The organism is Bradyrhizobium sp. GW821-FHT12B03 (assembly GCF_058807535.1).
On record NZ_JBXAQU010000005.1, the window covers coordinates 63,251 to 76,510 of the forward strand.

The following is a 13,260-nucleotide window of genomic DNA, read 5'->3' on the forward strand; positions in this document are numbered from 1 at the left end:
GGAAGGGTTCAGGCCGAGCAATCCGCTCCTGACTTATGGATTGCGCGGATTTCCTGCGCTCGATCCAGATTGGCAACGGATCGGACAGCCGCCTCCCAGCACTGCGGCGGCCACCGGTGCCTCAAATTATTCAATTCGACCCGGAAACTGGCCGACAGAGTTTCATGTCGGATGGATCGCCCAGGATGGGACCGAACCCATACGACATGCCTCGCGATCCGGCCGATCCGTCCCCTCTCTACGGAATGGCAATATTCGCGGCGGCGATGGCCGCCCCCGAGCTATTGGCGCTACCGTCGGTCTGGTCAGGGCTGTTGGGCGCTTTAGGCGCAGCAGGCGCCACGGCAGGCTCACCTGCTCATGCGGGATCAACGAAGAATTTTGGCGAGGGGGTCTTTGGCACAGGCGTGCCTCCCTACAATCCGTTCAATCCGGACGACACGTCGAGCGCGAGCAAGGATGGCCAGTTGCTCGGGCCTCGATCCGGCGCGCCGCAGGCAGTGAACAAACCGATCGATCAGGGATCGATGCGTGCCGCCAATATTTCTGATCGTTTTGGCGACTGGCCAGGAACTTCGGCCGCTACCACGTTTGCGCAGCCATCGAGCGCTTATGGCGCGCCGGCTGCTTCCGTTGCGGGAGCCGCTGCGCCCGAAGAGGTTCGGCGTCTCACTCGCGTGAACACGTCGAATGCGGGCAGCGTGTTCACGTCTGGCATTGCGCCGATCCCATATCTCCCTCCCTCCGAATTCAGCAACCGATTTGGCAATTGGAGCATGCCGACCGAAGGGGGGCCACAGCAGCCGAGCATGCCGATAGGTGCATTCGCTGACGAGCCAAGTCATATCGTTCCACCGCCGATCTTTGGATTGGACAATCCGGGCGATGCACGAAACGATGCTAATGAATGGTTCTCTCGCTGGATCCAGCCGCTGCTTCGACAGGAGTGACGGCGTGCTGCCGGTTCAGCGAACTCGGCTCGAACTCGTTTGACACGTCGGGCAAAACACTGGCAGAATGCCACCATCGAAATGAATTTGGATTGAGCCCGCGGGAATGCCGCGGGCTTTGTTCGTTTCGATGGGGCGGATGAGTTCGGATTGCTAAGCCGCGACTGGCGGCCCAAACCATAGTGTTAGCGCGTCCGCAAGTCCGTGCTGGCGCGCGTCGCCGACCCACGCGACGTGTCCGTCGGGCCGCACCAGGACGGCTTTTGGCGCTGCGACCGGCCCGATCGCTGGAAGCTCCCAGGGGCCTTCGCAGCTGGCGTCGACGACTGCGACGCGATCCGCCCAGGGCGCGATGTCGATGCCGCGCGCGTTGCCGAAATCGAGCAGCACGCCGCGTGCATCGTGCAGCAGCGTGAACAATCTCCGCTTCTGTCCTTCGATCGTGAGATCGAGATCGGGCATGCGGCGTCCGAGCAGTGGATGGCCCTCGCCGAGATCGTAGCTGATATCGAGGCCGCTCATCATCGCGCCAAAGCGTTGTCGCGGCTCGTCCATGGCGAGCAGCTCGGCGACCACCTCGCGCGCGGCCGTGAGGCCGTCGGTGGCGCGGCGGAGCAGGGCGATCTGCGCCATGGTGTTGCGCAAGGTCCGCGCGGCGACGGGATGACGTTCGGCATGATAGCTGTCCAGCAAACTGTCCGGTGAGACGCCTTTGGCGACCTGCGCCAGCTTCCAGCCGAGATTGACGGCATCCTGCACGCCGGTGTTGAGACCTTGTCCGCCAACGGAGTGATGGATATGCGCGGCATCGCCGGCGAGCAGCACGCGTCCCTTCCGATAGGAGGCGGCCTGCCGCGCTGCGTCGGTGAAGCGGGAGATCCAGGTTGGACTATGCAGGCCGAAATCGGTGCCGTACACGGCGATGAGCGCCTCGCTGAGATCGGTCAGCGTGGGCTCGCCGGTGCGCTCGAGCGTGGCTTCCGTCACAACGACCAGCACGCGTCCGCTCTCGGTCTTGCTGAGGCCATCAAAACCGAGCGCGTCGTGACGCAGGCCCCAGGCCGGCGCCTCGCGCATCTCGACCTCCGCCATGAGGTTGCTGAGCGTCGGCTCGAAGCCGGCGAAGTCGATGCCGGCGGACTTGCGCACCAGGCTGCGGCCGCCGTCGCAGCCGACCAGATAGTTCGCCCGCAAGGTCTCGCCGCCGGACAGCACGACATCGACGCCGGTCTCGTCCTGGGTGAAGCCGGTCACCTCGGAGTTTCGATAGATCGGCACCGCGAGCTCTTCGGCCCATTCGGCGAGGATGCGCTCGATGTGGCTCTGCCGCAGTGCGAGGCCGTAAGGATGGCGGGTTGGGAGATCGCTGATGTCGAGCCTGGTCCAGGCGAAGCCGGCGAGCTGAACGATCTGTCCTTCGCGCAGGAAGCGATCGGCGACGCCGCGCTGATCGAGGATCTCGATGCTGCGGGCGTGCAGCCCGCCGGCGCGCGTGCCGGTGAGCTCTTGATCGGCGCGCCGCTCGACGACAGCGACGTCGACATTCGCGAGCGCGAGCTCGGCGGCGAGCATCAGCCCAGTCGGGCCGCCGCCGGCGATGATGACGGCGTGGTCTGTTATCGCCGGGTTCCTCGCGCTAATGCGTTCAGTCTGGCTTCGCGCCCGGGACGTCGGAAGCAGTACAGGCATTCGTGACCCCTCGACTTGTTGTTCGGTCCGGGGTTCTACGCGATGGTCGGGGACTTGAAGCAAGCCCCTTGCGCCCCACATATTGAGTTGGGAGGAAGGACTGCTCTCTTCGCGCTCGATTGACACGTCGGGCAAAACACTGGCAGAATGGCATCATCAAAAAGTTTGGTTCGGCCCGCACGGAACAATCCGTGGCGGGCTTTTTCATGTCGACGATTGATTGTGCCCGGCGTCCTGAAGGTCTGTTGCCGATTTAATTTCGTGTAAAGCGAAATGTCGGTTGACCCGTCGGGCAAAACACTGGCATAGTGGCATCATCGAAAAGTTCGTGACACCCGCGCGGGACAAATCCGCCGCGGGTTTTTTCGTATCCAATTCCGGAATCGGACGGTGGCCCACGCATCACGGCCACGCACTTAGCTGATACGCGTTCAGGAGCGCCGATCGGCGTGCCCGCCGTCCGAACCATTGCTGGCCGTGCACGCGCGAACGTGCCGGCTCGCGGCGCAAGCGATGTGCTCGCGCCGCTGCGGTCTCCGGGTTTTACGGAGATAGGGTTCGCGCCCGAAACGATCGCGTCTCATTCGCGATCTGCCGCGCATTTGTTTTCGTGGAGGGACGATGACCGCCTATCTGATATCGCTCGCGCTCGCGGGCCTGGTTGCAATCGTGCTGTGGGAGATGTTGTCTTGAGCGAGGAGATGGAAATTGCGCTTGTGCGTGAGCCGGCCCGCTCACTCGCGCGAAGGAAGACATCCAGTGCGCGCACCCTGACCGAGATTCGCTCGCTGGCGCGCAGCCACACCAGGACTGCGCTCAGGGTGCTCGTCGGCATCATGCGCAGCGACGACGCGACGCCGGCCGCCCGCGTCTCGGCCGCCAATGCGATCCTGGATCGCGGCTGGGGCAAGGCGGCGCAACCGATCGAGAACGGCGAGGATGGCGTGCTGGAATTGATCCACCGGATCGAGCGCATCATCGTGTATCCGGGGAGCTCGGGCGATGGCGATGCCGGGCGCGACGCCTGAGCCGGCGGGCTAATTCTTTGTCTGCTAACCGGTCCGGCGTTGCCCGGCATGGGCGCGCTGCACCTCATTGCTGCAATTGGACAGCTTTCGACCGTCGCCGGTCAAGTGTCCGTTTTCGATGATCCAGAGGATGACGGCCTGCCCTAAGGCGAGTGCATCAATTGTCCGTCCTGAAAATTCCAACCGCCAAAATCTTCGAGCCGCTGCTCGATCCCGCGCGGCACAAGGAGGCCTCCCTCATGAAATTCTGCACAATCGCGACCTTGAATCGTCGAAATCATTCGTGATCAATTGGGGGCGTCCGATTTTGAAAAGGGGCTCCCAATGTGGACGAAGGCGAGCCGCGGTCACTGCGACTGCAGCCAGCTGCGCCATCCCGGCGATTTGATAGGTGAGGAATGGGCGTTGGTGGAGCCGCTGATTGTGCCGGCCTGGCGCCGCGGCAGCAAGCGCACGGTCGATGCGCGCGAGGTGGTCCATGGCTTGATGGATGTGCCGAGAACCGGTTGGAGCGATGGCAAGGTCACGATCGACCCCTGTTCGGATGGCGTCTGGGCTTCTCACGATCAGTCCGCGGAGACCGGTCATGGACACTGAGCAATTCGTGAACGCGATCCCTGCGATCAATAATTTCTCGACGGTCGCTTCTATCGTATGTGTGCTTCCAACATACTTTCTTCGTCTTCAGCCTGCGACCTACAGACTCGTCCTGTCTCTGGGCATTGTTTTCGGTCTTTCGATATCGGCGATTGCAATGACAGCGGTCTTTTGGCCGTTTTCGCATCAGTTTGATCGATTGTTCATGATCCTTCTGGTCGCATATTTTTCGCCGCTCGTCGTCGTCCTCATCGCGATACTTGCACGCATTAAGCGCGTAACCCGTGTTGGCTTATGGAGCACGGTGGTTCTGGCTTGCGTCATCCTCGACTGGGCCGGAATCTCTTTGCTTATCCTTGCTCTTTCGTAGTGCCGCCCACTCGGCTGACGTGAATCGACTGCCTAACGAAGGGATCAAGAGACCGCCATGGCCAGCAAGCTTCCGTCCTATACCCAAGACGATCTGACTCGAGTCGGAGAGATGACGTCTCAGATCGCTGCTGCGGCGGCGAGGTACGGGGTGTCAGCCGAAGCGATCGCTGGCGCCTTGGCTCAAGAGCTATCCGACCAGAAAACATCTCTGATGAATTACGGGAAGATGGTCGGCTCTGGGGCTTACGCACATGCATTTCTTGACGGGATGTTCGTTGAGGGGGTGGCCAGGAACCCATTCAATCCCAATCAGGGAGCCTCGGACAGCATCCGGGATTGGTACAACGCCGATCCAAATGCGATAACGGTCGGACAGGATTTGAGAAAGAAACTCAAGAATCCTCTGCTTGTCGACTATGGCCCTGCTGGAATGAAGTTCCAGAACGCCATTCAGGCAATTCTCAATAATTCGGATGACCCTGCCTTTGCGCCATATGTGAAGGATCTATATTCGGCCGGCGTCGCTTTGCAGAAGGGCAGCGACCGGGCCCTCATGGCGTCGACCATCGGCGCATATTTGCGCGAGGGCGCTCGAAATTATCAATCCAACATGAGCGTCAATGGCGATCTGACGACCGGGGTCGACGCCTGGAAACGTTTGGATCCATCGACCCGAAACGCATTGCTTGTTCAATTCTACAAGCAAGGTCCGACGCCGAGGCTTGCGCAGGAAAAGATGACGCTGGCCGCGGAGATGGGCGCTCCCTATGTTCCCCAGATTGGGGCAGATGGTGCCGGTGCGACATATCTCGCAAATGAAGCTGCAATCATTCGAGCGTTGGCCGATGGGCCAGCCAGTTTTTCTGATCGGTGGAATGCGACCAATGACGGTACGAGACTTGCTGCCTACCAGCGGTCTGTCATGGACCCCGTAGGTAGGATCACCGATCCCGCGGTTCATGCTGAAGCGCAAGGATCAGTCGATCCTAACCCCGGTCCGCCCGCTTACATTTCAGAGTATCTGCGTTATATGCAGAACGCGGATCGTTTGCCTCGAACCCGTCCAGAAGATGTGCGGATTCTGAGAAGGATGCCAGCCGAGGAATCGGATCGATCCGCCTTCAATTCGAGCGATCGTGTGCCGGTGCCTTTTGTTCCTTCTGACGAGTCGTTTCCGCTCTCGCCGCAAAGCGACTTCGATAGGCGATTCGGATCGTGGCCTTCGCCTTCCGGAGGTGGCGTCCTTGCTGGCTTCAATCAAACTCCGCAGGGACGGCCCGACATTCCTGACAACGAAGACTGGTCCGCGATGTGGCGCAGGCGCACCGGTCTGCCCTAGGGCGAGCGAGCGCATCCATTGTCCATCCTGAAAATTCCGACGGCCAAGATCTTCGAGCCACTGCTGCAACCGGCGCGCTACAAGGGCGTTTATGGTGGACGCGGCTCGGGAAAATCGCACTTCTTCGGCGAGCTGCTGGTCGAGACCTGCCAGGCCGAACGCGGCACGCTCGCGGTTTGCATCCGCGAGGCGCAGCGGACGCTGGCGCAGTCCTCGAAGCGGCTGATCGAGGGCAAGATCGGCAGCCTCGGTCTCGGTCATGGCTTCAAGCTCTTCAGCGACAAGATCAAGACGCCCGGGGACGGGCTCATCATCTTCCGCGGGCTTCAGGATCACACGGCCGACTCAATCAAATCATTGGAGGGATTTCGCATCGCCTGGATCGACGAGGCGCAGTCGCTGAGCGCGCGCAGCCTTGCGCTGCTGCGGCCAACGATCCGCGCCAGAGCCTCCGAGCTGTGGGCGAGCTGGAATCCGCGCCGCAAGAGCGATGCCATCGACGATTTTTTGCGCGGACGTCAACCGGACGGGGCCGTCGTCGTCAAGGCGAACTGGCGGGACAATCCCTGGTTTCCGGACGTACTGGAGGAGGAGCGATTGCTCGACCAGAGGCTCTATCCGGAGCGCTACGATCATATCTGGGAGGGCGAATATGCGCGTGCCTTCGAAGGCGCGTATTTCGCCTCGCTGCTGTCCGAGGCGCGGGCGCAGGGGCGGATCGGAAAGGTCGCGGCGGATCCGCTGCTGCCGCTGCGCGCCTTCATCGACATCGGCGGCGCGGGAGCCGCGGCGGATGCTTTCACGATGTGGATCGTGCAGTGGGTCGGAAACGAAATTCGCATTCTCGATTATTACGAGAGCGTCGGCCAGGTGCTGGCATTTCACGCCAACTGGCTGCGTTCGCACGGCTACGCCAACGCAATCCTCTATCTGCCGCATGACGGCATTGCCGCCAACAACATCACCGGCAAGCGCTATGAGGATCATCTGCGCGAGGCCGGCTTCACGGTCGAGCCTCCGGTGAAGAACCAGGGGCCGGGAGCGGCGATGATGCGGATCGAGGCGCTGCGACGGCTCGGACCGCAGCTCTGGTTCAACGAAGCGGCGACCGAGCCAGGCCGCGAAGCGCTCGGCTTCTATCATGAGCGCAAGGACGAGACGCGCAACATCGGTCTCGGCCCCGAGCATGACTGGTCGAGCCACGCTGCGGATGCGCTGGGATTGATGGCGATCTGTTACGAGCAGCCGGGCAGGGCGGCCGCGTTCAACCGTCCGATCCGGTACGCCGAGCAAGGGTGGGTGTGAGCGCGACAATCCGCCAAGGTAAAACCTGCGGTTGACATTTGTTCTTGTTATGTTCTAAGAATTGTCATCTACCGCTGCGTGAGTTTTGCGATGTCGGCGTTGCGAATGCTGGTTGAGCTGATCGGGTACACGGTGGCGCGAGCTGCTTTGCCATTCCTTACATTCGGACAGATCAATGTCGAGCCGTTCAGCTCATCGACGCCGTCACCGCGTCGCCCGTGGTGCGGCCGCGACGCGGATGGACGGATCGAATTGCGACAGGACGCTGCGGGTTGGGTCGGGTTTGCGATGTGCTTCCTGACGCTGCTCGCGATCGTGGCCATTTTTCACGGCGCGTCGTTCTGAGGACCGAAAGCTCGGCAAATGGAATACTTGCTGTACTGGCTCTTCCTCGAATTCATCGGCTGTTCGATCGCGCGAATTGTCATTCCCACGCTATCGTAGCAAGATGGCGCGGTAGAGAGAAGACTCGAAGGGGTAACATGCGACGGCAGTTTCGTTGGATACTCATGGCGATTGCACTCGCGACGATGTGTGTCGCCGGCTCGCCGGCGATAGCGGTCGGTTATCTCTCCGGCGTTCTGCAAAAACCGGCCTATGTGCAGGCTTTGGCCGGCCTGCTCGAGAACGCTCCGAGTTGGACTCGGGAAATCCTCAGAAAGAACGGCGCTTACGTGAGCAGCGTACGAACCAACGAGGATATTGCCGGGACTATCTACGAGCGATTCAACATGTGCGTTCCCAAGCCCAAGTGCGACGACACAACGATTGTCCTCATATTTGCGCCGAATGGCACGCAGGCATGGGCCGGCCTCCGCGAGAAAGGGATCGTGTCGTTCCTGGGATCCCCGAGCGATGCGCTGCAGGCGGTGTTGAAGCGGCAGCTCTATGTTCCCGAGCCTGCGGCGGTGACCGGCCCCTATCTGCACGAGGTGATCAAGAGAAATCCCGCCTACGCACGAGCGTTAAATCGACTGCTCGATCATGCTGACAAGCTGCCGACCTGGGCCCAGGGAATGGGCAAAGGGAATGGCTGGAGCGTCGATTCGTCCGCCAGCAGTGTCACGATCGATGGGATAGCCTATGAGTTGTTTGGCACCTGCGAGTCTCAGAATTGTAACCTCAGCCAGCTGACCGTCATGTTTGCTCCGAACGTCACCGAAGCCTGGGCAGCTCTGTATCAGGAAGGGACCATTTCCTATCTCGGCGCGCCAAGTGTTGCCCAGCAGCGAGCTCTGAGAGAAGCGTTGCCCGGCCGCAGTGGCAAATGATGTGGCGACATCGTAGCGCGCAGCAATTCCGAGGATGGTGCTCTTGCACCGATTAATGACTGAAGGTTTCTGACAACATCAAGTCGTTCGGCTCGCTTGCACCTCGTGCCGTCGTTGTGAGGAAGGAACCATATCTGGAAAATCGAGCGGCGGTCCTCGCGGGCCGCTGTTCTCGTTTGGAGATGATCGCGATGCCCAACAACATCACCTGGATCGAGAGTGAAGGTAAAGCGGACGCAAAGAATCCTAGGTCGAGCGCTCTTGGGCTAGGGCAGTTCGTGAGCGGGACGTGGCTCGACATGATCAAGCGCCTCAAGCCCGAGTTGGCGAAAGGCAAATCGGAGGCCGAAATCCTCGCGATGCGCACCAATCCGGCGCTTTCGCAAGAGATGACCGACGCGTATGCGGCGGAGAACCAAGCGAGGCTTCGCAGGGCGGGCGTCCCGGTCACGCCGACCTCGACCTACCTCACGCACTTTGCCGGTCCGGGCGGCGGCATCAAACTGATGAAAGCGGACCCGAATACGCCGGTGGAATCGATCCTCAACAATGATGCCATCGAGGCCAATCCCTTCCTTCGCGGCAAGACGGCAAGCTGGGTCATTGCGTGGGCTAACAAGAAGATTGCGAACGCGAAGCCTCAAGCCACGCAATGGGGCGCGGGCACCCAACCCATTGCCTCTCTGGCGCAGATCAAGGCCGTAGAGCCGGCATTCGCTGCGACGAGCCGGCCGTCGCGGCCCGCTTCGCCCAACGTGTTGTCGCCGGATGCGGCGCGTCGCTTTGCCGGGATGGCAAGCGCCGCGCCGATTCCGTTTGTGGGCGGAACGACACGGGCACAGCAGGTGCTCGATAATTCGCTTCCCGCGCCCGGTGTCGCGCCTTGGGATCTTTCCGATCGCTTCGGCAAATGGAGCGGTCTTGGTGGAGTATTGGGGCCGACGAGCGCATATGCGTCCGCAGGGGGTGGATACGACGCGCAGTCGCCTCCGGCCGCCAGCGCGCCGGCTCCGAACGCGCCCGAACAGAACGCCGTCGATGCGCCCACAGTGCGTCGCAGCGACATCCGCCGGTTGACCCGGCGCGATGGCCCGAACGAGGCGGATGTGTTTACGTCAGGCGCCCCGCCGGTGCCGTACCTGTCGCGCTGGTGAAGCTACGCCTCCATGGGATGCGGTAAATGAGTTTTGATCAAAGGTCTTTCATGCCAAAAATGTCGATCTCCGAAGTGAAGTCCATGCTCGCCGCCGAGAAGGCGAATGCGCTCGCCGCCATATCGGCCGCGCGGCTGGCCGAGGAACGGGCCGACGCGATGGACTATTATCTCGGCGACATGCGCAAGGACATGCCGGCGCAGGACGGTCGATCGCGTGCGGTATCGACCGACGTCGCCGACACCATCGAAGGCCTGATGCCACAGCTGATGGACATCTTTGCCGGCTCCGACGAGGTGGTGCGCTTCGAGCCGGTCGGCCCCGAGGACGTCGCGGCCGCGCAGCAGGAGACGGACTATGTCAACCACGTCTTCATGCAGCAAAACGGCGGCTTCATGGTCCTTTATTCCTTCATCAAGGATGCGCTGCTGTCGAAGGCCGGCATCGTCAAGGTCTGGTGGGAGGAGCGGGAGGAGGAGAGCCGGGAGACCTACTACGATCTCACCGACGATCAGTTCGCACTGCTGGCCCAGGACGTCGCGGAATCGAACGGGATGATGAGGATCGTCGCGCATACGGTGCACGATGAGACCGATCAGCGCGCTACGCGGCAGGCGACGTCCTGAGCATCGGCAGGAACGTCCGCGGCTGCCGGCACTCGGGTTGCGAGCCCGTGGCCGCACTGGCAAACGGTCTGGTGCGTTGCGCGCCACCTACGGTAGTGAGGCGCCGGTGTGGGGCGTTTGAAGGACTAAGCATGCGACGGCAATTTCGTTGGATCGTGATGGCGGCGGCCCTGGTGACGATGTGGATCGCGTGCTCGCCTGCGATGGCGATCGGTTATCTGTCCGGGGTCCTGAACAAGCCGGCTTATGTGCAGGCTTTGACGAGTCTGCTCAACGACGCGCCGGCCTGGTCTCGGGAAGTCCTCGAGAGGAACAGCGCTTATGTGAGTAGCGTTCGATCCTCCACGAACATTGCCGGAACCACCTACGAGATGTTCAACATGTGCGTGCTCGTCGCAAAGTGCATCGACACTTCAATTGTCGTCATGTTTGCGCCGAACGGCACGCAGGCGTGGGGTGTGCTCGTCCATGAGGGGGTGATGTCCTACCTCGGTGCGCCGAGCGATGCGCAGGCCGCGGTGATGAGAGCGGAGCTCGATCCTGACGACCGCAAGTGGGGAGCCCGACCTTTCGAAAGAAAAGAGATGACGGCCAAGTACGCGCTGGAGAACGAAACGAAGCTCGTCAGGCCGGCGTTCCCGTCACGCCAGGCTCAACCTATCTCATGCACTTTGCCGGCCCGGGCGGCGGCGTCAAATTGCTGAAAGCAGATCCGAATACGCCGATGGAATCAATCCTCGACGACAACGCCATCCAGAATGGCGAGCTTTGCATTGTGCAGACGACGACTGTCGCGCCTGATGTGGCCAAGTTCGGGCGGTGGTCGCAAGGTGTTTTCTCTCGAGATCAGACCAACGCGCGCGACTGGCGGCCGCATGATGTACGCAGCAACGCCGACTAGCGCGATTTTCCGCCCAGTGTCGGGCGCCCGCATACCGAACTGAAAGCTCAATCACACATGCCCGTTCCCTTGCTAGCCCCGGCGCTGCCTGCGCCGATGGGACCTCTCGTCACGCACGACGTGACCATCGTCACCACGCGCAAGCTTGCGCAGGCGCGGGTGATGGGTGTGCCGCCGGAAGAATTCGGCATCGAGCGCGGTGCACGCAGCATCCGCGATTGCAATTACTGCTTCCACGAGGTCGTGACCAAGACCGAGGCGCAGCTGATCGCGGAAGGCTTTGATGCCGGCCAGATCAGGGCGTTACGGCCGCACACCGGCATGACCGAGATCGAGACGCTGGCGCGCGACACGGTGGAGGAGCATCTGTCCGCGACGGCCGGCGGCGGCAGCGCCAATTCGGCGGCGCGGCTGGTGCGCATCACCGAGCACTATGTCCGGATGGATTTTGAGGGCACGGGCCGTCCCTGTCTCTATCAGGTCATCACCGGCGGCGATCAGGCCGAGATCCTGCGCAAGGACGGCAAGGACTGCATCACGCCGTTCGACGAGATGCCGTTTGCCGCGACCACGCCGGTGCCGGTGACCCATCGCTTCTTTGGCCGCTCGATCGCCGATCTCGTGATGCCGCTGCAGCGCGAGAAGACTGCGCTCAAGCGCGGCGCGCTCGACAATCTCTATCTGCACAACAATCCGCGTGTCGAGGTCGCCGAGCAGAATGCCGGGCCGAACACGCTGGACGATCTCCTGGTGTCGCGTCCGGGCGGCGTGGTCCGCACCAAGACGGCGGGCGGGCTGAACTGGCAGGTGGTGCCCGACATCACCACGTCGATCTACCCGATGCTGCAATATCTCGACGCAGAGCTCGAGATTCGCACCGGCCTCGGCAAGCAGACGCAGGGGATCGACGCCAACGCACTGCAGAACCAATCGGCAACGGCAGTTGCGCAGGTGTTCTCGGCCTCGCAGATGCGGATCAAGCTGATCGCGCGCATCATGGCCGAAGGCGTGCGTGACGTCTTCGCGCTGCTGCACGGCACGATCCGCAAGCATGGCCAGCGCGAGGAGACGGTGCGGCTGCGCAACGCCTGGGTCGAGGTCAACCCGCGCAACTGGAAGACGCGTGACGACATGACCATCAATGTCGGCCTCGGCGCCGGCGGCAAGGCGCAGCAATTCGCCCAGACCATGGCGATTGCAAACGTGCAGAAGGAGCTGCTCGCCGGCGGCAAGATCAACCTGGTCGGCGACCGCCAGCTCTACAACACGGCGGCGGAGCTGACGCGGATCATGGGGCACAGGAATCCGGACCAGTTCTTCAACGATCCCATGGCCGTCAATCCGCAGACCGGGCAGCTGCTGCATCCGCCCCCGGCGCCACCGCAGCCGCCGCCCGATCCGAAATTGCTGGCGTTCCAGGCGCGGCTCCAGGCCGATCAGCTCGCCGCCGCGCACAAGGCGCAGATCGAGCGCGAGAAGGCACAGGCCGATGCGATCCACCAGCAGGTGAAGATGCAGGCCGAGATCGAGATCGCCAGGATCAGGGCGGGCCTCGACGCGAAGATCGCGGTGCTCGACGCGCACTTGAATGCGCTCGGCCACGAGCAGAAGCTCCAGCATGCGCAGGAACAGCATCGGATGGATGTGACCGAAGCCGCGCTCGATCTCGCTGCATCCGCGGCGCACCACGAGATGAAGACGCGGGCGGCCAACGTGGAGGGGAGCAATGTCTGACGAGAGCGTTCTGGAGAGGGCGGCGACGCGGGCAGCTCGAGCCGAAGCATTGCTCGATGACGAGCTTTTGGATGAGGCGTTCAATACGCTCGAGAAAAGCTACATCACTGCCTGGCGCGCGACCACTGTCGACGATGCAGCGGGCCGCGAAAAACTGTTTCTCGCCATCAACATCGTCGGCAAGGTTCGCGATCATCTCGCGGGCGTCGTCGCGAACGGCAAATTGGCGCGAGCCGAGCTGAAGGAGCTGGCGGAGACCGCGGAGCGGCGGAAGCGGTTCGGGATCATTTAGCC

The 13,260-nt window shown here is 62.0% G+C and carries 15 protein-coding genes; 14 read left to right on the plus strand and 1 reads right to left on the minus strand.

Translation table 11 applies throughout. From position 1 onward, the window contains the following. The first annotated feature begins 185 nt into the window (after nt 1-185). On the plus strand, nt 186-950 hold the full coding sequence (locus AC1RUR_RS11845) for a hypothetical protein (protein WP_492844041.1): 765 nt from the start codon (nt 186-188) through the stop codon (nt 948-950). A 153-nt stretch (nt 951-1,103) separates the two neighbouring features. On the opposite strand, the gene AC1RUR_RS11850 is transcribed toward AC1RUR_RS11845, so the two are convergent. Beyond that, entirely contained in the window at nt 1,104-2,639 is a 1,536-nt protein-coding gene (locus tag AC1RUR_RS11850) for an FAD-dependent monooxygenase (protein WP_492844043.1), read from the minus strand. A gap of 701 nt (nt 2,640-3,340) precedes the next feature. Between AC1RUR_RS11850 and AC1RUR_RS11855 the strand changes: the two genes are divergently transcribed. From AC1RUR_RS11855 to AC1RUR_RS11915, 13 genes are all read left to right on the plus strand, one after another. Further along, nucleotides 3,341-3,667 (plus strand): hypothetical protein, encoded by a 327-nt coding sequence (locus tag AC1RUR_RS11855; protein WP_492844625.1) that lies wholly within the window; start codon nt 3,341-3,343, stop codon nt 3,665-3,667. Between the two features lie 324 nt (nt 3,668-3,991). Then, nucleotides 3,992-4,264 carry a hypothetical protein gene (locus tag AC1RUR_RS11860; RefSeq protein WP_492844045.1) on the plus strand — a complete coding sequence of 91 codons (273 nt, stop codon included), beginning with the start codon at nt 3,992-3,994 and terminating at the stop codon, nt 4,262-4,264. Further along, entirely contained in the window at nt 4,254-4,634 is a 381-nt protein-coding gene (locus tag AC1RUR_RS11865) for a hypothetical protein (protein ID WP_492844047.1), read from the plus strand. The genes AC1RUR_RS11860 and AC1RUR_RS11865 overlap by 11 nt, the downstream gene beginning before the upstream one ends. A 57-nt stretch (nt 4,635-4,691) precedes the next feature. Then, complete coding sequence (locus AC1RUR_RS11870) at nt 4,692-5,975, plus strand: hypothetical protein (RefSeq protein ID WP_492844049.1); 1,284 nt, start codon at nt 4,692-4,694, stop codon at nt 5,973-5,975. An 18-nt stretch (nt 5,976-5,993) separates the two neighbouring features. Continuing rightward, entirely contained in the window at nt 5,994-7,280 is a 1,287-nt protein-coding gene (locus AC1RUR_RS11875; protein WP_492844051.1) for a PBSX family phage terminase large subunit, read from the plus strand. A gap of 105 nt (nt 7,281-7,385) precedes the next feature. Beyond that, nucleotides 7,386-7,625, plus strand: a complete 240-nt coding sequence (locus tag AC1RUR_RS11880) for a hypothetical protein (protein WP_492844053.1) — start codon at nt 7,386-7,388, stop codon at nt 7,623-7,625. A 164-nt stretch (nt 7,626-7,789) separates the two neighbouring features. Next, a complete protein-coding gene (locus AC1RUR_RS11885; RefSeq protein WP_492844055.1) occupies nt 7,790-8,551 on the plus strand; it encodes a hypothetical protein in 762 nt (253 codons plus the stop codon). A 191-nt stretch (nt 8,552-8,742) separates the two neighbouring features. Then, nucleotides 8,743-9,705: a hypothetical protein gene (locus AC1RUR_RS11890; protein WP_492844057.1), complete on the plus strand. Its 963-nt coding sequence runs from the start codon at nt 8,743-8,745 to the stop codon at nt 9,703-9,705. A 26-nt stretch (nt 9,706-9,731) separates the two neighbouring features. After that, a complete protein-coding gene (locus AC1RUR_RS11895; RefSeq protein WP_492844059.1) occupies nt 9,732-10,331 on the plus strand; it encodes a portal protein in 600 nt (199 codons plus the stop codon). A gap of 131 nt (nt 10,332-10,462) precedes the next feature. Beyond that, entirely contained in the window at nt 10,463-11,035 is a 573-nt protein-coding gene (locus AC1RUR_RS11900) for a hypothetical protein (protein ID WP_492844061.1), read from the plus strand. After that, nucleotides 11,029-11,232 carry a hypothetical protein gene (locus AC1RUR_RS11905; protein ID WP_492844063.1) on the plus strand — a complete coding sequence of 68 codons (204 nt, stop codon included), beginning with the start codon at nt 11,029-11,031 and terminating at the stop codon, nt 11,230-11,232. Before AC1RUR_RS11900 ends, AC1RUR_RS11905 begins: the two co-directional genes overlap by 7 nt. Nucleotides 11,233-11,289: 57 nt before the next feature. Continuing rightward, complete coding sequence (locus AC1RUR_RS11910) at nt 11,290-12,966, plus strand: portal protein (protein WP_492844065.1); 1,677 nt, start codon at nt 11,290-11,292, stop codon at nt 12,964-12,966. Between the two features lie 49 nt (nt 12,967-13,015). Continuing rightward, the gene (locus AC1RUR_RS11915) at nt 13,016-13,258 is read left to right on the plus strand and encodes a hypothetical protein (RefSeq protein WP_492844067.1); all 243 of its coding nucleotides are present in this window, start codon (nt 13,016-13,018) and stop codon (nt 13,256-13,258) included. Nucleotides 13,259-13,260 lie beyond the last annotated feature (2 nt).

Bases quoted from the DNA above. Each gene is read 5' to 3' on its own strand.
- AC1RUR_RS11845 (WP_492844041.1), top strand. From the start codon at position 186: ATGGGACCGAACCCATACGACATGCCTCGCGATCCGGCCGATCCGTCC.
- AC1RUR_RS11850 (WP_492844043.1), bottom strand. From the start codon at position 2,639: ATGCCTGTACTGCTTCCGACGTCCCGGGCGCGAAGCCAGACTGAACGC.
- AC1RUR_RS11855 (WP_492844625.1), top strand. From the start codon at position 3,341: ATGGAAATTGCGCTTGTGCGTGAGCCGGCCCGCTCACTCGCGCGAAGG.
- AC1RUR_RS11860 (WP_492844045.1), top strand. From the start codon at position 3,992: ATGTGGACGAAGGCGAGCCGCGGTCACTGCGACTGCAGCCAGCTGCGC.
- AC1RUR_RS11865 (WP_492844047.1), top strand. From the start codon at position 4,254: ATGGACACTGAGCAATTCGTGAACGCGATCCCTGCGATCAATAATTTC.
- AC1RUR_RS11870 (WP_492844049.1), top strand. From the start codon at position 4,692: ATGGCCAGCAAGCTTCCGTCCTATACCCAAGACGATCTGACTCGAGTC.
- AC1RUR_RS11880 (WP_492844053.1), top strand. From the start codon at position 7,386: ATGCTGGTTGAGCTGATCGGGTACACGGTGGCGCGAGCTGCTTTGCCA.
- AC1RUR_RS11885 (WP_492844055.1), top strand. From the start codon at position 7,790: ATGGCGATTGCACTCGCGACGATGTGTGTCGCCGGCTCGCCGGCGATA.
- AC1RUR_RS11890 (WP_492844057.1), top strand. From the start codon at position 8,743: ATGCCCAACAACATCACCTGGATCGAGAGTGAAGGTAAAGCGGACGCA.
- AC1RUR_RS11895 (WP_492844059.1), top strand. From the start codon at position 9,732: ATGAGTTTTGATCAAAGGTCTTTCATGCCAAAAATGTCGATCTCCGAA.
- AC1RUR_RS11900 (WP_492844061.1), top strand. From the start codon at position 10,463: ATGCGACGGCAATTTCGTTGGATCGTGATGGCGGCGGCCCTGGTGACG.
- AC1RUR_RS11910 (WP_492844065.1), top strand. From the start codon at position 11,290: ATGCCCGTTCCCTTGCTAGCCCCGGCGCTGCCTGCGCCGATGGGACCT.